This is a genomic window from Cellulosimicrobium sp. CUA-896, assembly GCF_001942335.1.
Classification (GTDB): Bacteria; Actinomycetota; Actinomycetes; order Actinomycetales; family Cellulomonadaceae; genus Cellulosimicrobium.
The window spans coordinates 1-22,946 of record NZ_MKKH01000010.1; the positions used below are offsets into that span (position 1 = coordinate 1).

At 70.1% G+C, this 22,946-nt stretch carries 17 protein-coding genes and 1 pseudogene; 10 read left to right on the top strand and 8 right to left on the bottom strand.

Going from position 1 to position 22,946, the window contains the following annotated elements; all coding sequences use genetic code 11:
* Window positions 1-715 precede the first annotated feature (715 nt).
* Genes BJF88_RS04185 through BJF88_RS04195 form a run of 3 tightly spaced genes read left to right on the top strand, consistent with a single transcriptional unit; the run spans window position 716 to window position 4,315 of the window.
* Window positions 716-1,084, top strand: coding sequence for a type I restriction enzyme endonuclease domain-containing protein (locus BJF88_RS04185; RefSeq protein WP_369824478.1), 369 nt, complete (start codon window positions 716-718; stop codon window positions 1,082-1,084).
* A complete protein-coding gene (locus BJF88_RS04190) occupies window positions 1,081-2,301 on the top strand; it encodes an SIR2 family protein (RefSeq protein ID WP_075827882.1) in 1,221 nt (406 codons plus the stop codon). The genes BJF88_RS04185 and BJF88_RS04190 overlap by 4 nt, the downstream gene beginning before the upstream one ends.
* A complete protein-coding gene (locus tag BJF88_RS04195; protein WP_075827883.1) occupies window positions 2,294-4,315 on the top strand; it encodes an ATP-binding protein in 2,022 nt (673 codons plus the stop codon). The genes BJF88_RS04190 and BJF88_RS04195 overlap by 8 nt, the downstream gene beginning before the upstream one ends.
* Window positions 4,316-4,611: 296 nt before the next feature.
* Here BJF88_RS04195 and BJF88_RS04200 read toward each other — a convergent pair whose 3' ends face one another.
* The gene (locus BJF88_RS04200; protein ID WP_075827884.1) at window positions 4,612-5,976 is read right to left on the bottom strand and encodes a deoxyguanosinetriphosphate triphosphohydrolase family protein; all 1,365 of its coding nucleotides are present in this window, start codon (window positions 5,974-5,976) and stop codon (window positions 4,612-4,614) included.
* 1,041 nt (window positions 5,977-7,017) lie between these two features.
* Between BJF88_RS04200 and BJF88_RS04210 the strand changes: the two genes are divergently transcribed.
* Window positions 7,018-9,138, top strand: coding sequence for a DEAD/DEAH box helicase (locus tag BJF88_RS04210; RefSeq protein WP_075827886.1), 2,121 nt, complete (start codon window positions 7,018-7,020; stop codon window positions 9,136-9,138).
* 942 nt (window positions 9,139-10,080) lie between these two features.
* On the opposite strand, the gene BJF88_RS04215 is transcribed toward BJF88_RS04210, so the two are convergent.
* The 3 genes from BJF88_RS04215 to BJF88_RS04230 all read right to left on the bottom strand — a co-directional run bounded on the left by BJF88_RS04215 (window position 10,081) and on the right by BJF88_RS04230 (window position 11,399).
* Window positions 10,081-10,302 carry a DUF1653 domain-containing protein gene (locus BJF88_RS04215; RefSeq protein ID WP_255371738.1) on the bottom strand — a complete coding sequence of 74 codons (222 nt, stop codon included), beginning with the start codon at window positions 10,300-10,302 and terminating at the stop codon, window positions 10,081-10,083.
* Window positions 10,303-10,897: 595 nt separating this feature from the next.
* On the bottom strand, window positions 10,898-11,077 hold the full coding sequence (locus BJF88_RS04225; protein WP_075827889.1) for a hypothetical protein: 180 nt from the start codon (window positions 11,075-11,077) through the stop codon (window positions 10,898-10,900).
* A gap of 16 nt (window positions 11,078-11,093) precedes the next feature.
* Window positions 11,094-11,399, bottom strand: coding sequence for a methyltransferase domain-containing protein (locus BJF88_RS04230; protein WP_075827890.1), 306 nt, complete (start codon window positions 11,397-11,399; stop codon window positions 11,094-11,096).
* A 1,068-nt stretch (window positions 11,400-12,467) separates the two neighbouring features.
* Here BJF88_RS04230 and BJF88_RS04240 point away from each other — a divergent pair.
* On the top strand, window positions 12,468-12,647 hold the full coding sequence (locus tag BJF88_RS04240) for a hypothetical protein (protein ID WP_075827892.1): 180 nt from the start codon (window positions 12,468-12,470) through the stop codon (window positions 12,645-12,647).
* 63 nt (window positions 12,648-12,710) lie between these two features.
* Window positions 12,711-13,286 carry a DUF664 domain-containing protein gene (locus BJF88_RS04245; protein WP_075827893.1) on the top strand — a complete coding sequence of 192 codons (576 nt, stop codon included), beginning with the start codon at window positions 12,711-12,713 and terminating at the stop codon, window positions 13,284-13,286.
* A gap of 429 nt (window positions 13,287-13,715) precedes the next feature.
* Here BJF88_RS04245 and BJF88_RS21180 read toward each other — a convergent pair.
* Window positions 13,716-14,141 (bottom strand): annotated as a pseudogene (locus BJF88_RS21180) (class I SAM-dependent methyltransferase); the annotation flags it as partial.
* A 32-nt stretch (window positions 14,142-14,173) separates the two neighbouring features.
* Window positions 14,174-15,319, bottom strand: a complete 1,146-nt coding sequence (locus BJF88_RS04255; RefSeq protein WP_075827894.1) for a hypothetical protein — start codon at window positions 15,317-15,319, stop codon at window positions 14,174-14,176.
* Between the two features lie 555 nt (window positions 15,320-15,874).
* Between BJF88_RS04255 and BJF88_RS04260 the strand changes: the two genes are divergently transcribed.
* The 4 genes from BJF88_RS04260 to BJF88_RS04270 all read left to right on the top strand — a co-directional run bounded on the left by BJF88_RS04260 (window position 15,875) and on the right by BJF88_RS04270 (window position 21,554).
* On the top strand, window positions 15,875-16,819 hold the full coding sequence (locus tag BJF88_RS04260) for a zinc-binding dehydrogenase (protein ID WP_369824480.1): 945 nt from the start codon (window positions 15,875-15,877) through the stop codon (window positions 16,817-16,819).
* Between the two features lie 380 nt (window positions 16,820-17,199).
* On the top strand, window positions 17,200-18,498 hold the full coding sequence (locus BJF88_RS21185; RefSeq protein ID WP_255371739.1) for a hypothetical protein: 1,299 nt from the start codon (window positions 17,200-17,202) through the stop codon (window positions 18,496-18,498).
* Window positions 18,499-20,561: 2,063 nt separating this feature from the next.
* On the top strand, window positions 20,562-21,185 hold the full coding sequence (locus BJF88_RS21190) for a hypothetical protein (protein ID WP_255371749.1): 624 nt from the start codon (window positions 20,562-20,564) through the stop codon (window positions 21,183-21,185).
* 66 nt (window positions 21,186-21,251) lie between these two features.
* Window positions 21,252-21,554 carry a hypothetical protein gene (locus BJF88_RS04270; protein WP_075827895.1) on the top strand — a complete coding sequence of 101 codons (303 nt, stop codon included), beginning with the start codon at window positions 21,252-21,254 and terminating at the stop codon, window positions 21,552-21,554.
* A gap of 65 nt (window positions 21,555-21,619) precedes the next feature.
* Here the strand turns inward: BJF88_RS04270 and mscL are convergent, their stop codons facing one another.
* The gene (gene mscL, locus BJF88_RS04275) at window positions 21,620-22,099 is read right to left on the bottom strand and encodes a large conductance mechanosensitive channel protein MscL (RefSeq protein ID WP_255371740.1); all 480 of its coding nucleotides are present in this window, start codon (window positions 22,097-22,099) and stop codon (window positions 21,620-21,622) included.
* 135 nt (window positions 22,100-22,234) lie between these two features.
* Window positions 22,235-22,822, bottom strand: a complete 588-nt coding sequence (locus BJF88_RS04280) for an SAF domain-containing protein (protein ID WP_158068878.1) — start codon at window positions 22,820-22,822, stop codon at window positions 22,235-22,237.
* Window positions 22,823-22,946: the final 124 nt, after the last annotated feature.

A 22,946-nucleotide genomic window follows, 5' to 3' on the forward strand; every position in this document is an offset into this window, starting at 1 on the left:
TCCCCGCGACGGGCGACCCGCACGACGTCACGCTTGAACTCAGGCGGGAACTTCTTGGGCACAGCGACATCCTTCCAGCAGGACCTCGTCCCACAGATGAAGTGTCAACCAATCCTGCAGCAGTCCCCGGCCTGACTCGAAGAGTCAACCGATCCTGGGGCAGTCCCTAGTCCCATTGTGGTCGAGTCGGCCGAAGGTTCACGGACCTCGTCGACACGGAACGGACCTCATGCGCAGACGGACCAGCGCATCAAACACGGTGTCGGTCTCATCGCTCTCGAGCGGCGGTTCCCAGGACCGATATCCGGGCACACGGTACGGGACAATCTCAGCCCGGAAGTTTGAGCGCCCGACTTGCGGATGACGTGCGTCGCGAGGCATGTGCATCGCCGTGGCAACCGACGGCCAAGAGCTGGCTGTGCACCCCGACTCACTGGCCGCAGTTGACCGGGGTTGTCGCGCACCAGCGTGCTTCGCAAGAGGCACCATGACTCGGCATATGTAATGGCAACGAGCAGCCACGGCGCCCCCGGGCCCGCGCGTTCGTCCCCGATCCGGCGGCCGCCCTCGATAGAGTCGTCCTTGCGGGGAAGCAGGTATTGTGTCATCTTTCTCGGCTTTTCGTTGTCAGATCCCAGGAGGACACAGGCATGACCGCGCAAACGCCAGCGCTCGCGACGGCTGGAGTGTGGCTCTGATGGCTCGCGCAGCCAAGATGGCGGCGCAGGCCAAGACGCTAGAGCAGCGCCTCTGGGAGGCCGCCGACGCGCTTCGGGCGAACCAGGGACCGAGCGCGTACAAGCACGTCGTCCTCGGTCTGGTCTTCCTCAAGAGCGACGCTGCGGTCCTGCAGATGGGCGACGACACCCCGAAGAAGATGGCTGCGGAGCTGGTGACCTCGATCCGCCAGAGCGACACGCTGGGCTGGAACCTCAAGGACTCGGTCCGCGCCGCGATGCGCACTAAGGTCCGCAGGCTGCTCGCCAAGTACGACTACCCGCCTGACCTGGAGGAGAAGGCGATCGAGCTAGTCCTTGAGCAGGCGGAGCTCTACGCCTCCGTCGATGGGGGTGCGCCCGCATGACGCTTGTCGTCAAGGAGTTGACGGCAGAGCGTCTGCGCGATCTGGTGCAGGACGCCCATTTGTCATTCCTGTTTGGGGCCGGCGCTTCGGCTCCCATGTTTCGCCTGCTCGGTGACATCGAGAACTTGCTAACGAGCCTTGACTCCTCCGATGCCGCGCACGACGCGAAGGCCTACGCGCGAGCATCTATCTACTCGGGCTTCTTCCGCTGCGTGGTGCTCAGAAACAACGACCTGCTCAACCAGAGCGGAACTGAGGCGCCCCACCTCCTGGAGCGGTACGAGGCGTTCCTCCAGACGATCAATCGCCTGCTTCTCGAGCGCCGCAGTTCGCTGCTCAACAAGCAGGTCAACCTCTTCACCACGAACGTCGACTTGGCCACGGAGATCGCTGCCGAGAGCCTCCAGGTCCACCTCAACGATGGCTTCGCAGGACGGCTGCAGCCGCGCTTCAGCACCTCGAACTTCGGATCGGTCGTCTCGCGGCGCAGCCTCCAGTACGACAATCTGTCGGAGGTACCGACCTTCAACCTGCTCAAGCTCCATGGCTCGGTCGGCTGGTCAGCCATAGGGGAGGAGGCGAGCCGCCCCGAAATTGGTCTCGACATCCGCCTGCGACAGGTAGCCGAAGTCGCGGAGGAGCTTGACAAGGTCGACGCGATCTTGGCCGAGGTCGACGCAGATACGACCCTGGAGTCCTTGCTCGCTGGCCCAGTCCCACCGGACGCGGCGGACCTGCTGTCGCGCTTCCTGGACGCCTACAGCCAGCTGGCCATCGTCAATCCGACGAAGGCGAAGTTTCAGCAGACGGTGCTGAACCAGAACTACTACGACCTACTTCGGATCTTTTCGAATGAGCTAGAGAAGGAGAATGCCGCCCTCTTCGTCATCGGCTTCTCCTGCCGCGACGAGCACATCCGGGAGCTCATGGTGCGCGCCGCTCGCACCAACCCAACGCTCCAGATCGTCATCTTCGCCTACAGCCCGCACGCCGCCACGGAGATCGAGCAAGCCTTCGACGGCTACCCGATCACCAACAGCAACATCTGGCTGATCGCGCCGCCCGCGGACGCGGAGGGCGAAGAGCGGCTGCGCTACGACCTCCCGACCGTCACATCCGAGTTCTTCGCGAAGGTCGCGCCCTCGTCGTCCGCTCCCAAGCAGTCGGTCGAAGTGAAGGTCTCGGTGCAAGAGCCGCTGGTCGACCTCGATGATTGACCACGAACTGCTTACCCGCGATGCCGTCTTTCGCGTTGGTGAGGTCGTCGGGATCCAGGGCCGGACGGTTCGCATTCGCGTTGACAAGGCTAAGAACGGTGCGCACCTGATCTACCAAGGTCGGCTGCTGCGCAACGTTGGTGTCGGCGGCTTCCTCAAGATCAGCAAGGGCTTCGCCGAACTGGTCGGCAAGGTCGATGGCGAAGAGGTTGCTGAGGCGCGCGGCGACGACAGCTACCGCAGCTCCCGCGACCGGGTCGAACGGATCCTGACTGTCAGTCTCATCGGCTTCATGTCCGGTGGCCAGTTCCGCCGCGGTGTACGCGAGCTGCCGCTCGTAGGCAACGAATGCTTCCTGCTCGACGAGGACGAGTTCGATCGCATCCACAGTTTCGTCGACCCGAAGGACCGCGCGCTCACAATCGGCCGCCTGGCGATGGAGAAAGGACAGGACGTCCGGGTTGGCGTTAACAGCCTCTTCGCCAGCCATATCGGCATCTTCGGCAACACCGGCAGTGGTAAGTCGTACACCTTGACCAAGCTGTACCACGAGCTCTTCGCCGCCTACGGCGACTCCAAAGCGTTCAAGAAGAGGGCGCGAGTGCTCGTCATCGACTTCAACGGCGAGTACGTCAACCGGGCTGGTACCGCGGCCGGCGAGCGCAGCAGTTCCGTACTCACCGACAACGACCTGAAGACCGAATTCGTGCTCTCTACACGAAACGACGACGGTGACCGCCTCCCGCTGAGCAAGGAAGCGATGGAGGATCCGGTCATCTGGACGGTGCTCCTTGACGCAACGGAGAAGACCCAGGCGCCGTTCGTGCAGCGCACGCTCCAGCGCGACTACTGGGAGTCTCGGTTGGACACGGGAGAGGATCTCGCGGCTGCAGTCGCTGGCATTGTCTACGCCGCCATCCGCAGTTCCGACCCAGCGCTCGACAAAGGCCTCGTCGTCAAGTTCCTCGAGGAAGTCGAAGGCTGCATGGGCGGGGAGGCGCCTGATGCCCTAGGCGGCTACATCCGCGATATCCAGTCGAACCTTGGCTACCACGGCCAGAACAAGTGCTTCTACTACCGGCAAAGCAACGGCATCAACGTCTACGCCAATGACCCGTCGTACGACTACTACTTCCAAGAGCTGACCTACACCCGCATCGGTGGGCTTGGCATCGATCCGAGCGCCCTGCAGAGCGTCGACCGCATTCGGTTCAAGCTCGTGCTGCAGTACTACTCTGACATCTTCCACGGCTACGCGAACCGCGAACACCTCGGCCCGCTAATCAAGCGGCTGGAGTCGCGCATACCGCGCGTGAAGCGCCTGATCGAAGTCTCGGACGGCACGCTGCTGGACAAGCCATTGACTGTGATCTCACTGCGCGACGTCAACGTCGAGATGCGGAAGGTCATCCCGCTCCTCATCTGCCGCCAGCTCTACGACGAGAAGAAGCGCGACGGCGATCCATCGCGGTACCTCAACATTGTCGTCGATGAGGCGCACAACATCCTGTCGAACGTGTCGTCCCGCGAGAGCGAGGCGTGGAAGGACTACCGGCTGGAGACCTTCGAGGAAATCATCAAGGAGGGTCGGAAGTTCGGCGTCTTTCTGACGATCGCGAGCCAGCGACCGCACGACATCTCCGAGACGATCATTTCCCAGCTGCACAACTACTTCCTGCACCGCCTGGTCAACAACCTCGACATCATGGCAATCGAGCGAGCTGTCGCGTACCTGGATCGTGTTTCATTTGAGTCCCTGCCGATCCTTCCGACAGGCTCGTGCGTCCTCTCCGGGCTATCCACGCAGGTGCCGGTCGTCGTCGACATCGAGAAGTTGCCGGCTGCTTACGAGCCGAACAACAAGACGATGACCTTGGCCGATGGCTGGATCCCCGGCACCGACCCCGATGGCGGTGGCTCGGGCGCGGCGACGACCGACCCGACCGACCCTTCCGACCCCTGGGACGACTTCGCCGGCAGCGGTGAGTGGGCTGCCGAGGAGTCTCCGTTCTGATGAGCACCGACCGCGTGTCTTTCACCTTGGCCCGCCGATCATTCGACCTGACAGCTGACAACGTACGACGCCGGCTCCAACAGCACTATCCTGAGGCTGTCGACCACGCGCACAGCGCGCTATTGCGGGTCAGCCGGTGTTCTGGCGCCGTTGCAGTGGCGAGTCCGGTGTTAAATGTGGCGCTCTTCTGCCCGGCGACTTCCTTCAGAACGTGACTCGCCGATCAAGCACCCGGACGAACGCTCGCGCAGATGTCGCGCTTTCGACGCTCGTCGGGGTTGGGGACTCCGCTACCGTCAGTTGCGATGCAGTTGGCCTGCATGTTCACGTCCGCGGAGAACTGCGTGGAGATGGTACGCCTCTGAGTCGCTGAGGCCTGCGATGTAATCGAGCAGCCCGCGAACGATCTTCTGCCGCAGTGTGTACCCCGATTCTTGCGACAGCCCGACACCGATCGCTCTTCTGAGCCCGTACGGCAGGCGGCGCAGAGCCTGCTCGCCGGGTGGCTCGGTACCCCCGCTGCCGTATGCCTCTTCGGCGACTGGGCGCAGTGCTTCGAAGATCTCGCGCAGCACTCGGCGCTGCCCCGCCTGGATGTTCGACAGCGTCGGATCATCAATTATGTGGAACCAGATGAGTTGCTTAAGAATTGAGTTCAATCTCTCTTGGATTGGCTCCCGGACGAGTGCCTGGGCGTCGACAGACGCCGCGTTGATGAACTGGGTCAAGAGTACGCCGCGTAGCCTGTCCAAAGCTGCAAGATCCTCTGTCCGGCCCGAGAAGCGTGCCGCCGGAAAAAACTCCAGCATGCTAGTGAGGGCATCCTTGACCTCTCCGGTTAACGGTCCAAGAGCGCGCGGAGATTCGACGTATTCGAGGAGGATGTCGAGCGTCTCGGTGTTGGACTTGTAGTCATCGACAGGCACAAGGCTGGCCCTGAAAAAATCCTCGACGTCATGGACGGCGTAGGAGATGTCGTCAGCCCAGTCCATGATTTGAGCATCAAGTGTAGGGTCGGCGTCCGTGGAGCCTAGCGCCCACTCCAAAGCGCCTGCATCGCAATCATAGCCACCCCACTTAGACTGCTTGCGGCCCGAAGTGCCTCTCGTCCACGGGTACTTAGTCGTCGCTGCTAGAGACCGTCTCGTTAAATCGAGGCCGATAGGGCGTCCTGGTGACTCGCGGTGGACCGCTAGAGCGGTCAGGATGCGGAACGACTGCGCATTCCCTTCGAAGCCGTCCTCTAGTAGGCAATTCGGGCACGGGTCAGCGGCGCGACGCTCAAAGGTGCGTGGGCCTTCCCGGTGCTCGGGGCAGACAACTAGTCGGTCGAGCTCCTGCTCGCCTGCGTGGCCGAATGGGGGGTGTCCCAAATCGTGGGCAAGGCAGGCGGCTCTAATCGCATCAGGGTCCGCATCGACATCGGAGGGCTGAGCGGTCAGTTTGCTATAAAGGGAAAACCCGACCTGCTCTACCTTTAGTGAGTGCGTCATCCGGTTGTGCAGCGCCATGCTGGGATCGCCTATCGCGACCTGTGTCACGCCGCCGAGTCGCCGAAAAGAGTCGGAGTACAAAATTCGGTCGCGGTCCCGAAGGGTCTCGCTCCTGAAAGACGGGTCGCGAGTGCTTCTGCCGGAGCGGCGCTCGACTGCACCCTCCATTACGGTTCGACGATCGTGTACTTGCTTGTCAACTTGAGAGTGCCATCCTTCACCAAGCCCTCGAGAGCCCGGACCGCGGCCTCGCCGGTATAGCCCATCGCTTCCATGTGCCTAACGTAGGTCAGCACCGTGACCGCACGGCGACCGCCGCTCTCATCGCGCGAGAGTTCTCGCACAACGTCCCGCGGGTCTATCCCCATCAACGTTTGTGCGCTCACTCTGGCTCCCCTGTCGCTGTACTGTTTCGATCAAGGCGTGTGGACCATCGGGGCGGCACCTTCGCCGACTCCATCCCAGCATCGCACGTGGGTCTGTCTCGCACGCTAGCACGGTGGATGGTATCTACACGCGCCGACTCCCCGTAAGCTGATCATGTCGGCAGCCTGCGCGGCGGCTGGGATGTTGGACATGTCTGAAGTTGCTCCACAGGCGGCGGAGGGGGCATGACCTTCGCCCGTCTGTGCCCGTCCGGCTTCGAGCGCGGTTCGGGGCTCCGCGGGCCGCCTCGGCTGGTGGAACGGGCGGTCGTCCGAGTGCGGTGCCTCGTGGCCCAGCGCGCGGCATCGTCGATGTCGTCGCGTACCGCGAGCGCCGGCGATCCGGTCCCGGCGGTAGGCTTGGTGATATTCGTGCGCTCGAACAGGGCCGCAACCAGCAGATCCCGCCCCTGCCATAGGTACGGGGACGCGCGCGGCGGTGTGTCGCCGCCGGCGCGACAGAGGCCCGACGACTGGGCCTGGGACGCTGTGCGGTGATCGGCGCCTCGTGCGCGCGCCTGGCTCATCCCGTTGACGCGACCCGTCGACGCTGACGCCCGTTATGCCCTGGACGACACGTCCTTTGGCGTTTGGCGGCGCACCGCGCCGTCGTTGCGACGTGTACGTCGCAGAAGGAGGAGATGTGGCTCGAGCAGGCCGACGCCGGTCCGGCCGCGCGCGCACGGACGCAGACGCGCAGCCGAAGTCCGGCGGGCAGCGCCAGTCGGGCGGGCAGCGCCAGGGGAGCGGGAAGCGCCAGTCCGGTGCGCAGCGCCCTGCAGGGGTGCAGCGTCGTCGCGCCCCCCGCCGCGACGAGGAGGGGCTCATCCCCGTGCTCGCCGACATCACGCGCGAGGTGGAGAACGCGGTGCGGCGCCCGCCGGTCCGCCCGGCCGTGCGCACGCAGTTCCAGGTCGCCGCGCTGCTCGTTCGCGAGGAGCGCGCCCGGGTGAAGGCCGACACCGCGCTGACCCCCGCCAAGCGGGACCAGGAGCTCAAGCGGCTCGACGGTGTCGCGACGCTCCTCGCCAAGATCGCCGCCCGCGACACGTCGTTGCTGGCCCTGCTCGCCGAGGACGCCCGGGTCTCCGACGCGGCGCGCGAGTACAAGGCCTCCGTGATGCGCGCCGGCGGCATCGAGCCGCCGGAGGAGCCCGAGCGTCCGGCACCCGCCGCACCGACGCAGGCGACCGACAGGCGCACGGAGAAGCGCGCCGAGAAGCGCGTGGTCCCGCAGTCGGTCATCTCGCGCCAGATGGCGAACCCGTTCCTCGCCCCGAACTTCGAGGCCGCCGCCGAGCGCGCCGCCGCGAAGCCGCGTCGGCTCGCCGGCTGGGAGCTGCTCGACCCGCTGTTCCGGTCCTTCGAGCGCGACGCGCCGGGTGCCCCCGCGTGCATGGACCTCCCCGAGCCGCGGCACGTCCCCGTCCCGCAGGGGCGCGACCTCATGCCGCACCAGGCACGTGTCGTCGCGGCGACCACGCGCGGCCACCGCACCTTCCTCCTCGCCGACGAGCCCGGTCTCGGCAAGACCGCCCAGGCCCTGCTCGCGGCGCAGGCGGCCGACGCGTTCCCGCTGCTCGTCGTCGTCCCCAACGTGGTGAAGACGAACTGGGCGCACGAGGTCGGGCTGTGGACGCCGCTGCGTCGCGCCACGGTCGTCCACGGCGACGGCGACAAGGTCGACGCGTTCGCGGACGTCGTCATCGTCAACTACGAGATCCTCGACCGGCACGCCGGCTGGCTCGGCCAGCACGGCTTCCGCGGGATGATCGTCGACGAGGCGCACTTCATCAAGAACAAGAGCTCGCAGCGCTCGCAGAACGTGCTGGAGATCTCCGAGCGCATCCGCACCCGCACCGCCCGGCCGCTGCTCATGGCTCTCACCGGCACCCCGCTCATCAACGACATCGAGGACTTCCGCGCCATCTGGCAGTTCCTCGGCTGGATCGACGACGAGAAGCCGCTCGGCAAGCTCATGACCTCGCTCGAGGACACCGGCCTCACCCCGGCCGACCCCGGCTTCTACTCGGCGGCGCGGGCCAGCGTCGTCGACATGGGCATCGTGCGCCGCCGCAAGGTCGACGTCGTCGCCGACATCCCGGCCCGCCGCGTCGCGGACCTGCCGGTCGAGCTCGACGACGCCGCCGGCCGGTCGATCCGTGCGTCCGAGGAGGCGCTCACGAACCGGCTGGTCCAGCGCTACCGGGCCGCCGTGGAGGCGCGCATGGAGGGCGAGGTCGTGGACGGCGTCGACCACGCGCTCGCGCGCCGTGTCGCGGCCGCCGAGCTCAAGGACTCGAGCTCCAAGGCCAAGGGCGAGAACGTCTTCACGATGGTGCGCCGCATCGGCCAGGCCAAGGCCGGGCTCGCCGCCGACTACGCGGCCCAGCTCGCGCGCAACGTCGGCAAGGTCGTGTTCTTCGCCAAGCACGTCGACGTCATGGACCAGGCCGAGCAGACGTTCGCCGACCGCGGCATCCGGTACGCCTCGATCCGTGGCGACCAGACGCCCAAGGTGCGCGAGCAGAACATCGCCGCGTTCACCAACGACCCCGACGTCGAGATCGTCGTGTGCTCCCTGACCGCCGCGGGCGTCGGGCTCAACCTCCAGGTCGCGTCCAACCTCGTGCTGGCCGAGCTGTCCTGGACCGACGCCGAGCAGACCCAGGCGATCGACCGCATCCACCGCATCGGCCAGTCGGAGCCCGTCACGGCGTGGCGCATCATCGCCGCGCAGACCATCGACGCCACGATCGCCGCGCTCATCGACAGCAAGTCCGGGCTCGCGGCGCGGGCGCTCGACGGCGCGTCGGAGGAGGACGTCCCGTCGTCGACGGACGTGCAGCTCGAGGCCCTCGTCACGCTGCTCACCGACGCGCTCGCCGGCGAGGGGGCCGCCTGAGCCGTTCCCTTGCATGAAAGACGTCGTCGCGAGAGCGCCGGGCGACTCGCCTGTCGGTGATCGCTAGTCGCGAAAGTGGCGCCCCACAATCCACCCTTGACATTATGGCGATCCGTGCCACCATTCCGCTATGGATGGCATTTGGGCTCTGACGCTCGCGCTAGGGATACCAATCGGAATTGCCGCAAGCGCGCTATACGAGTTTGCGCGCGCCTGCTGGGGGCGGGTTCGCCATGGCAAGCTAATGCTTGCAGGCGCGTGGGCAGAATGGGTCCCGGGGTGCGCGGGTCGACAATTCAGCGTTGGGCTCATTCGCTACGATATTATTCGTCGGCGCTACGTTTTCGACGGAACCAATTACAACAACGATGGTTCGCCGTTCTGCCACTGGCGAACGGTTTCAAGTTACATCGATCTCGTCAGCCTTGAATACCACTATGTTTTTGCCACTAGGGATGTCACTTCGATGCAGACGACGTCATATGGCTACGGCGTGGTGTCGCTTGTCCGAAGCGGTGGCCGTATTGTTCCCGCGGGTGGCCAGTACATGTACTCGGTCGGCCGGAACGTCGCCGTGCAGATGGATCACTCAATGAAGAGGGTTGACGCGGCTAGCGCCCCCAATGCCGACCGAAATGCCTCCGCGTTCCTCGCGCGAACTTTCCCCAAAGAATGGCCATGTCGCTCCGGCGTCGTGACGCGCGCGAAAACTGGTGGCGAGGAGCGTCTCCACGGAAGTGGGTAAACGCGGGCAAAACAACACATGGCCTCGGCTTCACATTTGGCAAGAAAGTCGTGCGCGCGGCTCGAATCGGCCGGCGTTGTTGACGCCGATGGCGATGCGCTCCGCAGGTTTCGACCTGCGCTTGCGGTCGGTGCTCGATTGTGTCATCGCCGATCGACTTTTACCGTGCGTCTATACAAACCAGCGGCCAAGGCGGATCACGGATCGATCGCGAAGAACCGCGGCCCTGAGTAGTCGTCGCATACGATGTGCTCGGTAAACATTGCGGCGGGTCTTACCCAGTAGCTTCGGTCGCCATAAAGCTTCCGATAGAACACAAATTCCTCCTGCGTTTCGCTGTGGCGGCCGACTCCGATGACTTCGTAACGGCGGCCTTTAAAGTGCGCGTAGACCCCTGGCTTAATGAGCATGAGCGCCATACACCTCATTCCAGTTGTGAATTTGAGACATTGCGAAATGGCGTGTAGCGTCTCGCGTGTAATCGTGCGCTTCGAGCAGCCACTGTTCGACGGGGTGCCACTCGGTTCGGCCGAACCATATCCTTACGGGTTTGATCCTACGCGTTAGGCGCTCGCCGCGATGGTTCGTGTGGTCGATTACGACGTCGTTCGTAGCCATGTCGACTATGGTAGTCGACGGAATGGTGCGAAGGCTGTTGCCGGCCGCGTAGCCACCAGGGGCTTCGGTTGGCCCCCTTTTGAATCTGTGACAGTCGCGCGCGGCTTCGACCAGAGCCGCAATAGTATTTCGCTTGGCGATTGCGCGCAAGAGTGCTCTGTTTCGCGCGTGTTGCAAGCCTTCGCCCCACGTGCCGTTCGACAAATGCTCTCAGTTCACCTCCATCGCCGCCCTAGGAATGTCGGTGAGCCGTTCACGTCAGTCGCGACCGACGCTCTGAGGATGGAGATCCGCTATGGCGGTTGCACAATTAATCATCTCCACAGGCAGAAGGTCTGAGCTGATTGACGTGCGCTGACGTTTACTCCTGCCCGATTCCGCATGTTCGACCGCTGTTCAGGCGCACCGCCGCGCGACGAAGTACGCGCGGAACGGGTCGGGCTCGACCTCCTTCTCCTTGACGTGACCGAACCCCTCCTCGGCGAGCATCACCGCGGCGCGCTCGACGCCCCACACCGTGCCGAGCCCGTCACCGTCAAGGGCCAGGGAGACGCTCGTGCAGTGGTACGTCGACACCGCGTATAGGTGTGCCCTACGGCAAGCCCACGTTCTGCTCTAGCTGGCTCGACGCCTTGATGCCGACCATGAGGAACGTCCCGCCCGGTCGCACGGCGGGCCGCACGTTCGCGAGAACCGCGGCCGGGTGCGCCTGGTCGTAGACGGCATCGAACTCCGTCACGAGGTCGAACCCCGAGTCCAAGGCTGGCTCGGCGACGTCACGTACCTCGACCGACGCGTTCGTTATCCAGAGCTCCCGTGCTTCCTCGCGGGTCGCGCCGATCGCGACGGGCGAGAAGGCGTACCGGACGAACCGCCTGGCCGGGAAGGCCAGCGCCATGAGGCTGATCGCGTGCCCGCGCCCTCACCCGAAGTCGGCCACGTCGATCCTGTCGCGCAGCGCGTCGGTCATGCCGGCGAGCGGCAGGGTCGCGTCGACGAGGGTGGCGTTGTGCACCGCGGCGGTCGTCTCTGCCATATTGCGGTGGAAGCGCGGGAAGTCCGCGTACGACAGGCCGCCGCCGTGCGGAACCTCTCGATCGTCGCCTGCGCGATCTCACCCATCATCGTCGCTTGCTGCATGAGGACCGCGACGTTGCTCCGGCCCCCAGCTCGACCCCGCTCCGCGCGATCCGCTCCTCGGCGGCGGTCTAGCCGCCCTCCGCGCACAGGAGTTGGAGGCGGTGGACGCCGCAGATTCTCGAGGGAACGACCTCGCCCTGGAAATGCTCGCACCACTGCCCGGTCGCTTTGGCCCGCGTCCTCGTGCGGTCCAGGTCGCCGAGCTGGTGACAGGCACGGATGACCGTGGAGTACATCTCGTCGCCCACTCCGGTGGAGCGGCCCGGCGAGCATGGGCAGCATCGCCTCGGCGAGCTGGCCAAACCCCGCCGCCGTGCGGCCGCGCCGCGGGTCGCTCATCCCCGCTGAGACGAGGTCAGGGACGTGACCGCGAGGTCGTGGGTGCTGCGGGCGGTCCGCTCGACGTCGTCAGCCGCCCGCCGCAGGCCCTCCAGGTCCCACCGGGCGAGCGCGAGCGCGGCCCCCGCGTAGAAGAAGTACCCGCGCGGCGCGCTCTCCGGGCGGCGGCGTCACCCTCCTCCTCTAGGACGCGTGACGCGAGCTCGGTGAGTTCGAGGGACTCCTGCGCCCTGCTAACCCACCAGCGGCGTCCCCGAGGACCGCCAGGTCCGGTGCTTCGAGCTCGGTTACCTCGCCGGCACACGACAGGGCGCGTAGGCGTCCTGCTGGTCGTCCCCGGGCAAACGCCGCGCGTCCCGCGGCGAGCGCGTCCGTACCCGATCATGCGGTCAACCCACGCTAGACGTTCCGGTCCGACGTCGTCCTCGCGCGTGGCCGTGGAGCCCGCCGTAGGCTCGGACAAGGACCACCAGAGGAGGCAAGACCAATGGGCTTGTTGAGGAATGTGATGAAAAGTGGGGTCGCGGCGAAGGCGGCCCGCGTCGCCCAGCGCGAGATGTCGAAGCCGGAGAACCAGCGCAAGGCCAAGGAGCTGCTCGGGCGGCTCACGCACCGCGGCGGCTCGACCGGCTCCGCGGGTTCGACCGGCGCGACCGGGCGGCGCTGACGACGCGTCGGTGCCCCCGCGTACGGTGATGGGCGTCACATCGTCGATCACGGAGGCGCTGCCATGACCCACCCCGCCTGGGACCCGCCGCTCGCCGGGTCCGACGCCGAGCACCTGGTCGGCACGCTCGAACGCCTCCGCGCGACGTTCCGCTGGAAGGCGGACGGGCTCGACGTCGACCAGCTGCGCCGGCGCGCGGTGCCGACGTCCGAGCTGACGGTCGGCGGCCTGCTCAAGCACCTCGCCGTGGTCGAGGACGACGTCTTCTGCTGGCGGATGACCGGTCGCCCGCCGGTGACGTGGATGGCCGTGCCCGAGGACGACGTCGCCCGGTGGCAGTTCACCGTCGACCCCGACGAGACCGCCGAGCAGGTCTACGCGATCTGGGCGGACGCCGTGGGACGCTCCCGCGCGACGCTCCGCGACCTCATCGCCGACGGCGGCCTGGATCAGCCGGGACACCTCGAGTTCGGCGACACCCGCCCCACCGTGCGGCGCCACTTGCACGACATGATCGAGGAGTACGGGCGGCACACCGGGCACATGGACCTGCTGCGCGAGGCGATCGACGGCCGCGTTGGCGAGGACCCTCCCGCCGACTGGCCGATGCTCCCGCCGGTCAGCGCCGTCGCGCCGTGAGCGTGAAGGACGCGGGCACCTCTCCGGGCGGTCGCGCAGGCGGTACTCGCCGACGCGCGCGTCCTCCACCATCAGGCCGGGGAGGGCGTCCCACGGGACGCTGTCGTGCTCGGACAGTGAGGTGAGCTCGAGACCGGCGTCGAGCACGGCCGTGACGATCTCGCCGAGGCCGTGGTTCCACTCCATCGAGCGCGGCTGCGCGACGCGGTCGGTCCCGGCGTAGCTGTACTCGTCCTCCCAGACGAGTGGCTCCGGCTGCTCGAAGTAGGGGAGCTCGAGCGCGGGCGTCAGCGCGCCCGGGCCGCTGATCCACGCCTGCTGCGCGCGGTCGTCGTGCTCAGCACCGACCGTCACCGCGAGCGTCGACAGCAGCACGGGGTGGGCGTCCCGGATGAACAGCCGGCCGCCGGGCCGCAGCAGGTCGGCGACAGTCCGGGCCCACCGGTCGATGCTCGGCAGCCAGCAGATCGCCCCGATCCCGGTATACACGAGGTCGAAGCGCCGACCGTCGAGCGCCTGCGGCGCCGCGTACACGTCGGAATGCACGTACTCGACGTCCGCGCCCGCGCGCTCGGCCAGCCGACGAGCCTCGTCGAGGGACGCACCCGACAGGTCGACGCCCGTGACGCGCGCACCGAGGCGGGCGAGGCTCAGGGTGTCCGTGCCGATGTGGCACTGCAGATGGACGACGTCGAGGCCGCCGAGGTCCCCGAGCCGCGGGCGGTCGAACGCCACGACGCCGGAGAGGCGCTCCGGGTCAGCCAGCAGCGCGTCCGTGTCGTAGGCCCGCGCATGGATCGGCGCGCGGCTGTCCCAGTTCGTGCGGTTGACGTCCAGGTACTCGTCGGCAGACACCCGCCGGACGCTAGCACCCGGTGCGGGGGGCCTCAGGTCCCGGGGGCGGCCGAGGGCGCGGGCGCAGGCTGGGCGGTGCCGCCGCCCGTCCCGCCGGAGCCCGCGGTGCCCGACGACGCGTCGGCGCCCGTCCCGGCCCCACCCGACCCGGTCCCGTCGGAGCCGGTCCCACCGGACCCATCCGTCTCACCGGCACCCGGCCCGGCGGTGCCGCCCGAGCCGTCCGTCCCACCGGTCCCGCCGTCACTGGTCTCGTCCTCGCCGGTGCCCGGCGTCTCCGTCGGCGCGGGCGTCGGGGTACTCGGCTCGGTGGGTTGCGTCGGCTCGTCCGTCGGGGCCTCGGTGGGCTCGTCCGTCGGGACCGTCGGCGCCTCCTCGCCGGGCACGGTCGTCGGCGCGGGTGCCGGAGTCGTGCCGTCGGCGGGCCGCTCCTGCGACGGGACGACGTCCCGCGAGCCGTCGTCGGTCGTCGTGCGGCTGAACGTCGTCCCTGAGCCCTCCTGGCCGCGCACCGCGTCCGAGATCGGCTTGCCGATGACGAGCTCGGCGACCAGCACGACACCCATGACCACGACGAACAGAGCGAGCGCCGACAGCGTGAACACCTTGGCCTTGCCGTGGCGGTCGATGAGCCGGAACCACGGACCCGGCCGCGGCTGCTCCGTGGGCCCTACGCCCGCGTCGTCGGGCACGCCGCCGCTCGCGAGCACGGTCGGCAGCACCGCGGTGTCGCCCGCCCCGCGCCGGACCGGTGCGGTGACGGGCGCCGCGTCCGTGACCTCCTGGCGCACCGCGGTCATCGGCTGCGTCCCGCCGTCCCGCGGGACCACGGGCATCGTCGCCGTCGTCGAGCCGCGCGGACGGCTCGTCACGGCGCCGTTCTTCGACAGCTGCGTGACGACCGGCTTGAGCTGCTCGCGCGTCTTCTGGATCGAGCGCGTGTACGCGTAGTTGCCCAGCACCGTGATGACGCTCGCCGCGCCGGCCCCGATGATCGTGCCGGCGATGCCGAAGTAGGACAGCAGCACGGTCGTGCTCACGGCCGCGAGCGCGCTCGCGACGATCTGCGTGAGCGAGAGCGCGGGCGCGTCGGCCATCTCCTCGGGGGCGTCGGGGGCACCGGGGGCACCGTCGGCCGGGGCGACGGCAGCGGGGCGGGAGGCGGGTGGTGTCTTCACGTCAGGGGTTCGTCCAGGTCCGTCGAGAGCGAGGGGTCGTCGCCCGCTCGTCTCGTCCGGCGCGTGCCGACGTGCCGCAGTCCGGCGTCGGGTGCGGGCGCGTCCACGGTAGCGGCGCGGTGTGCAGGCGTCCGACGGCGCCGGTGCACCTGCCGTGAGGGCGCGCGGAGATCCTGTGAGGGGCGTCCGTGTGACCGACACCTCGCCACCGGACGCGCGTCCAGGAGCACCCTGTGCCTACGGTCGAAGAACGCCCGGCGACCGGTCGTCGTCCCCTCGGCGGGCCGCCCGGCGACTGCACGCAGCACTCGAGAGGAGCTCGCATGAAGGCCGTCCAGTACCGCGAGATCGGCGCACGACCCGAGGTCGTCGAGATCGACAAGCCCGAGCCGAAGCCGGGGGAGGTGCTCCTCAAGGTCACGGCCTCCGGTCTGTGCCACTCGGACGTCTTCGTCATGGAGCAGCCCGCCGACCAGTACGCCTACGGGCTCCCGCTGACCTCGGCCACGAGGCGTCGGGATCGTCGAGGCGGTCGGCGAGGGCGTCGACGAGAGCATCGTCGGCTACGCGGTCGCCGTGTACGGGCCGTGGGGCTGCGGCATCTGCGAGCGCTGCGCCGCCGGCCAGGAGAACTACTGCCTGCGCGCCGCCGAGCTCGGCATCGCCCCTCCCGGGCTCGGGGCACCCGGCTCGATGGCCGAGTACATGATCGTCGACTCGCCGCGCCACCTCGTGCCGATCGGCGACCTCGACCCCGTCCAGGCCGCGCCGCTGACCGACGCCGGCCTCACGCCGTACCACGCGATCAAGCGCTCGCTGCCGAAGCTCGTCGGCGGCACGACGGCGGTCGTGCTCGGCGTCGGCGGCCTGGGCCACGTCGGCATCCAGATCATCAAGGCGCTGAGCGGTGCGCAGGTCGTGGCGCTCGACGTCGACGACGAGAAGCTCGCGCTCGCCCGCGAGGTGGGGGCCGACCACGCGCTGATGTCCGACGACTCGGCCGTCGACGCCGTGCGCGACCTCACGCACGGGCGCGGCGCCGACCTCGTGATCGACTTCGCCGGCATCCAGCCGACCATCGACCTCGGGCAGAAGATGCTCGGCGTGGGCGGGGACTTCTCGCTCGTCGGTATCGGCCACGGCACGCCCACCGCGAAGGTCGGGTTCTTCCAGTCGCCGTACGAGGCGTCGTTCCTCGTCCCGTACTGGGGCTACCGGCAGGAGCTGTTCGAGGTGATCCACCTCGCTCAGCAGGGCAAGCTCACCGTGCACACGGAGACGTTCTCGGTGGACCAGGCGCCGGAGGCTACGGCAAGCTCTGGGACGGCACGCTGCGCGGACGCGCCGTCGTGCAGTTCTGAGCGCACATTTTCTGCACCGGGTCGCCACATTCTTCCCCGGCATTTCTCAGCGGCGGAGATGAACGGCCGTCCAGGTGGTCCGCCGGGTCGAGCGGGTGACTCCGCGGCGGTCGGTGCACAGGGCGTCCTGGCGAGTTGACGTGCACGGGGGCAGCGTGCAAACTAGAGCCCGACGACGCGCATCGCCTGCCCCCTGCGCGGTGCGCGTCGTTTCACACGTCCCGGCGGTACGCCGGATCGAAGAGCCCTGGACCACTGGTCCAGGGCTCTTCGCCTTTCCCTCTCTGACACCTGTCCGGACGCGGCGGCGGCGCGGACCGGGGCGTCGATTCCCCGCCCCGGCCGCACGTCCAGCTGAACGCCCGACCTGCCCGGACCAGGCCTCGACCCGACCCCGGAACGGGTCCTGCCGGCCTCCGGAGCGCTCTTGCCCCGGCGTGCCTCTGTCCGCGCGGGGCCTGTCGCCGTTAGCGTCGGAGCGTGAATGCCGCAGCCCGCACCAGCTCTGCCGCCCCGAGCGTGGCCGATCCTGCCCGGCTGCCCGCCGACCCGGACGGGGCGCACCCCGCCCCCGCGGGCGACCTGCCGCACCGCCCGGTCCTCGTGCCCGAGCCGACCACCGCCGAGCTCGTCGAGGAGGCCGTCGGGCGCTGGCGCGCCGGCCTCGTCCGTCTCGCCGGGGGCTCGTCGCTCGCCGACGTGTCCCTGCTCGGCGACGCCGTCGTCGACCTGACGGCCGCCCACCCCTCCGGCATCGCGCAGCTCTTCGCCGGGCGCCGACGCGCCTGTCCAACCTCTTCCGCGAGGGCGGCTCGCTGCCCGCCGCGCGCCGTCGCGCCCGCGCCGTGGTCGCGCAGGGCGCCGACCACGCCCAGCGCTACGGCGTCGCGCCCACCTACCTCGCCATCGGTGTCGCGACGTGGACCGAGGCGGACCCCGCCCCGACCGTGCGCGAGGACGACGTCGCCGCGCTCGCGCGCGTCACCGGTCGCCCCGCCACGACCGTCGAGGTCGGCCCCGACCGACCGCAGATCACCGCCGGCGGCGAGGACGACGTCGCCCACCCCGACGCCGGCACCGCGGTCGACGCGCCGCGCACCCGCACCGTGCGCGCACCCGTGCTGCTGCCGCCCCCTCACCGTCACGCCGCGCGGCGACGGCGAGACCGACTACGAGCTCACCCTCGAGCCGACCGCCGAGATCAACCCGCTCCTCGCGCGCACGCTGCGGGCCCACGGCGCGTTGCTCGACCCGGTCACCCTGGCCCGCAGCACGTTCACCGGCGCCGGTTTCGACCCCGCCGACGCGACGACGCGCATCGCCGCCCTCGGCCGCGCGGTGCTCGGCGACTTCGAGCTCACCCACCGGGTCCTCGCCGGCGCGTTCGTGCACCCCGGGCAGGCGCTCGTCGACGACCTCGACGAGCACGGCACGAGCATCGGCGAGCACGAGATCGTCGCCGCGCTCGCCGGGGACGCGGACGCCGCCGAGGCGATCCACCGTGAGCTCCCCGCGCCGCGCGTCGGCGACGCCGACCCGGAGCTGGAGCGCGGCGTCGGCGACCTCGACCCCTCGCAGCGCTACGTCGTCGACGCGCTCGCGACGGGATCGCACCTGTTCGTCGACGCCCCGGCCGCGCCGACGTCGCCGGGACCCTCGCGGCCGTCGTCGCCGAGGCCGCGGCGAGCGGTCGCCAGGTGCTCTACGTCTCCGGCCACCGGCGCGCCGCGGACCAGCTCGTCGCCCGGCTCGAGAGCCTCGGGCTCGGCGGCCTCGTGCTCGACGTCGCGCCGGAGCCCACCTGGCGCACGAGCGTGACGCACCGCCTGCTGTCCGCGATGGCGGGGGAGGCCGAGCCCGCCGAGGGCGACGACGTCGTGCGCACCCGCGACGCGCTGCTCGGGGCACGGGCACGCCTCGCCGGGTACATCGAGGCGCTGCACCTCGTCCGCGAGCCGTGGCACGTGTCCGCCTACGACGCGCTCCAGGCGCTCGCGCGGATCGTCGCCGAGCGCCCCGCGCCCGACACCCGGGTGCGGCTCGCGCCCGAGGTCGTGGTCGCCGTCGGGCCGCAGCGCGCGAACGTCGCCGCCGACCTGCGGGAGGCCGCAGAGCTGGGCGCGTTCACCGCCCGCGCCGCGGCCACGCCCTGGTACGGCGCGGACCTCACCACCTGGCAGGAGGCGCACGACGCCCTTCTGCGCGTGGAGCGCGTGCGCGCGCACACGCTGCCGCAGCTGCGCGCGCAGGTCGCGACCGTCGCCGAGGTCACCGGCCTCACCCCCGCGACGACGCTGCGCCAGTGGGGCGACCAGCTCACCATGCTCGGGGGCATGCGCGGCACGCTCGACGTGTTCCAGCCGATGATCTTCGAGCGCACCGCGCAGGACATGGTCGAGGCCACCGCGAGCAAGCAGTGGCGCACGGAGCACGGCGTCGAGATGGGCTGGTTCGCCCGGCGCCGCCTGCGCCGCCAGGCGCGGGACATGATGCGGCCCGGCGTGCGCGTGCCCGACCTGCACGGGGCGCTCGTCGAGGTCCAGGCCCAGCGCGCCGTCTGGCAGGCGCACGCCCCCGGCGGCGGCTGGCCCCGCCTGCCCGAGGGCCTCGCGTCGATCGAGGACACGCACGAGGCCGTGCGGATCGACGTCGAGGAGCTCGAGCCGGTGCTCGCCACCACCCGCCAGGGTGGCGGCCTGCTCGACGTGCCGCTCGACGAGCTCGCCGCGCGCCTGCACGACCTCGCCGAGGACAGCGAGTCCCTCGAGCACCTCCCGGCCCGCACCGCCGTGCTGCGCCGCCTCACCGCCCTCGGCCTGTCCGACCTGCTCGAGGACCTCATGGCGCGCCGCGTCGAGGGCGACCTCGTCGGCGCCGAGCTCGACCTCGCGTGGTGGAGCTCGGTCTTCGAGCAGATCCTCGCGCAGGACCAGGCGCTGGCGGGGCAGGACGGCGCCGGTCTCGACGCCCTCGCCCGTCGCTTCCGCGACCTCGACCGCGCCCACGTCGACGCCCTCGCCGTGCCGGTGCGGGCCGCCGTCCGCGAGCACCTCGCGAGCGCCATGCGCGACCACCGGGACGAGGCCGAGGCCCTGTTCACGGAGCTCCTCGCAGGCCGGCTCGTCAGCCTGCGGGAGGCCGCGGAGCAGCACCCGGCGGTGCTCCCGCGGCTGCGCCCCGTGCTCGTGGCGACCCCGACGCTCGTCCCGCACCTGCTGCCCCCGACGCGCACCGTCGACCTCGTGGTGCTCGACGCGATCGAGCACACGCCCGTCGAGATCGTGCTCGCGGCGCTCGCGCGCGGCCGGCAGGTCGTCGCCGTCGGCGACGCCCGGGCCGCGTCCGCCACGACCGTGGGCGACCTCGCGGAGCTGCTGCCGGCCGTCCCGCTCCTCGCGGACGGGTCGCGGCGCGACCCCTTCGTCACGTCGTTCCTCGCCCGGCACGGGTACGAGGGGGTGCTGCGGCCGGCGCCGCTGCCGCGTCCGGAGGAGCTGGTCCAGCTCGACCTCGTCGACGGCACGGGCATGCCCGACCAGGAGTCCGGCGCGGTCGAGAGCACGCAGGCCGAGGTGGACCGCGTCGTCGAGGCCGCGATCGAGCACGCGCTCACGCGGCCCGACGAGTCGCTCGCGATCGTCACCGTCACGCCGCTGCACGCCGACCGGGTGCGCGACGCGCTCGCCGTCGAGGTCCGCCAGAACCCGGCCTTGTCCGCATTCTTCTCCGGGACCCGGCCGGAACCGGTCGTGGTCGCCGACGTCTCCGGCGTCGCGGGCCTCGTGCGCGACACGATCCTGTTCTCCGTCGGCTTCGGCCGCACGCCGCACCGCCGCGTGCTCCATCGGTTCGGCATCCTCAACACGGCCGGCTCCGAGGCGATGCTGCTCGACACCGTGGGCGCCGCGCGACGCCGCCTCCACGTCGTCTCGTGCTTCACCGCCTCCGACCTCGACCCCGAGCGCCTGCGCGGCGCGGGGGCGCGCCTGCTCGCCGAGGTGCTCGAGCTGGCCGAACGGCGCAGCGGTGCGGCCGACCAGGTCACGCTCGGCAACGGCGTCGACGTCGGGGGCAGCCCCGACCGGCTCGTGCTCGACCTCGCGGAGCGCCTGTGGCGCGCCGGCCTCGTCGTCGAGACCGACTACGGCATCGGCGACGGCGACCGCGTCCCGCTCGTCGTGGGGCACCCGGACCTGCCGGGCGAGCTGCTCGTCGCCGTCCTCACGGACGACGCGGCGTACGTCGCCGAGCGCAGCGTCCGCGTGCGCGACCGCCAGGTGGCCGAGCGGCTCGAGCGGCTGGGGTGGACCGTCGCCCAGGTGTGGTCGGCCGCGGCGTTCCTCGACCCCGCCACGGAGGCCGAGCGCATCCGCCGCGTCGTGCAGGAGGTGCGCGACGCGCGGCTCCCGGAGCTCGGCGGCGTCGCCCAGACCGGTGGGGGCGACAAGATCGTCGTCGTGCCGGTGCTCGACGACGACGCCGACCACGGCGACCCGACGCTCTGAGCTCCCGCGACGATCTCCGACTGCGACGGTCTCCGGCCGCGGCGCGACCGGTGGGACGATGAGGGCGTGAGCCCCGCACCGCCCGACGACGCGAGCCCGACCGAGCCCGACGACGCGAGCCCGGCGTCGGGCGCAGGTCCCGACGACCCGGGCCCGCCGGACGCTCGTGCAGACGGCCCGCGCCGGCCGGCCGGCCGCCGTCCCCGGCGCGCCGTGCGGCGGGGGACCGAACGCACGTCCGTGCCCGGTGCGAGCGCCGACGAGCGTGCCGCCGGCTGGGGCGACGAGCGGCCGTTCGGTCCCGGGACGGGCGGCGGGAACGACGACCGGCTGCTGCGCGACGTCCCGCCGCACTACGGCCGGCACTGATTGAAGCGCTGATCGAAGCGCTGAACGAAGCGCTGAGGCGGAGCGCCGACCGGCGCTCGATCCGCTCAGGCCTCGTGCCGCGGCCGGCCGTCCGGGCCCGGCCCGCCACCGGATCCGCCGGCGGGCGCCTGGGCCGCGAGGAGGTCCCGGATCTCCTGGAGCACGCGCACATCCTCCGCCGGTGCCTCGGGCTCGGGGACCTCGTCCTTCTTGCGCCGTTCGGCGAGCTTGTTCATCGGCAGCACCAGGAGGAAGTACAGCGCGATCGCGACGAGCAGGAACTGCAGGACCGCGTTGAGCACGCCGCCGACCGAGATCACGGACGCCTCGAGCTCGCGGGCGGGGTCGCCCTCCCGCAGCGTGATGTCCCAGAGCCCGGTGAGGTCGGGCTTGCCGAACACCGCCCCGATGAGCGGGTTGAGCAGGTCCTCGACGAGCGCCGTGACGATCGCGGTGAACGCGGCGCCGATGACGACGCCGACCGCCAGGTCGATCGCGTTGCCGCGGAGCACGAAGTCCTTGAACCCGGTGAGCACGCCCTTCATCACTTCCCCTTCATGTCGATGCGTCGCGGGCGAAGGCGCCACGACGGAGCACCGTGATCCTTCCAACGACCGCGTGCGCCGGCAACGAGAGACGGACCGGCGTGCCGTGCTCGGGCTACGGCACGAGCACGGCGGTCACCGTGCCCCAGCCGGCGACGGCGGCGAGGCGTTCCGCCTCCTCCGGGCGGACGGCGACGAGCGTGGCGGCCTGGTCGGGGGCCGTGGTGGACCCCAGCAGCCCGCCCGACGGCGCCGGGGCGCGTCCCGGCACGACGACCGCGTCGCGCGCGAGGTAGGGGTCCGGCCGTCCCGTCGGGGCCGCCCCCTCGACGCGCCGGGCGAGGGCTCCGCCGACCCGGACGCGACGAGCAGGTCGACCCGGTCGCCGGCGGCCAGCAGCGCCGCCACCCCGGGGTCGAGCCGCACGGCCGCGACGACCGTCCCGTCGGGCGCGGCGGACGCCAGCTCGCCCGCTGCGAGCAGCGACGGCTGGAGCGCGGTGCCGGGGGAGAGGGGGACGGAGGCGCTGCGGCCGACCGCGTCGTCGACGGTGCGCAGCGCGTCGGGCGCGACCTCGGCCGCCACGCGGCGCACCTCGACGTCGGCGGCGACGAGCGCCGTGCCGACGGGCACCGGGCGCGCGGCCACGACGACGGGCACGGTCGCCGGGGGAGCGGGGCGTGCCGCGGAGACGGCCGGCGACGCGGCGAGACCGCAGCACACGGCCGCGACGACGAAGCGCAGCCGCCACCACAGCGCGCCCGCGCGGCGGCGGGCGGAGCGGGCGCGCGACCAGCGCGTCGTCGGGCGGCGCGCTGCCCCGGCGGGCGGAGGAGGTCATGGCCGG

Coding starts and splice junctions, on each gene's coding strand:
- BJF88_RS04185 (WP_369824478.1), top strand. CDS start 716: ATGGCGGCGCAGGCCAAGACGCTAGAGCAGCGCCTCTGGGAGGCCGCC.
- BJF88_RS04190 (WP_075827882.1), top strand. CDS start 1,081: ATGACGCTTGTCGTCAAGGAGTTGACGGCAGAGCGTCTGCGCGATCTG.
- BJF88_RS04195 (WP_075827883.1), top strand. CDS start 2,294: ATGATTGACCACGAACTGCTTACCCGCGATGCCGTCTTTCGCGTTGGT.
- BJF88_RS04200 (WP_075827884.1), bottom strand. CDS start 5,976: ATGGAGGGTGCAGTCGAGCGCCGCTCCGGCAGAAGCACTCGCGACCCG.
- BJF88_RS04215 (WP_255371738.1), bottom strand. CDS start 10,302: ATGGCGCTCATGCTCATTAAGCCAGGGGTCTACGCGCACTTTAAAGGC.
- BJF88_RS04230 (WP_075827890.1), bottom strand. CDS start 11,399: ATGGCGCTGGCCTTCCCGGCCAGGCGGTTCGTCCGGTACGCCTTCTCG.
- BJF88_RS04240 (WP_075827892.1), top strand. CDS start 12,468: ATGGGCTTGTTGAGGAATGTGATGAAAAGTGGGGTCGCGGCGAAGGCG.
- BJF88_RS04245 (WP_075827893.1), top strand. CDS start 12,711: ATGACCCACCCCGCCTGGGACCCGCCGCTCGCCGGGTCCGACGCCGAG.
- BJF88_RS21190 (WP_255371749.1), top strand. CDS start 20,562: ATGCTGCTCGACACCGTGGGCGCCGCGCGACGCCGCCTCCACGTCGTC.
- mscL (WP_255371740.1), bottom strand. CDS start 22,099: ATGAAGGGCGTGCTCACCGGGTTCAAGGACTTCGTGCTCCGCGGCAAC.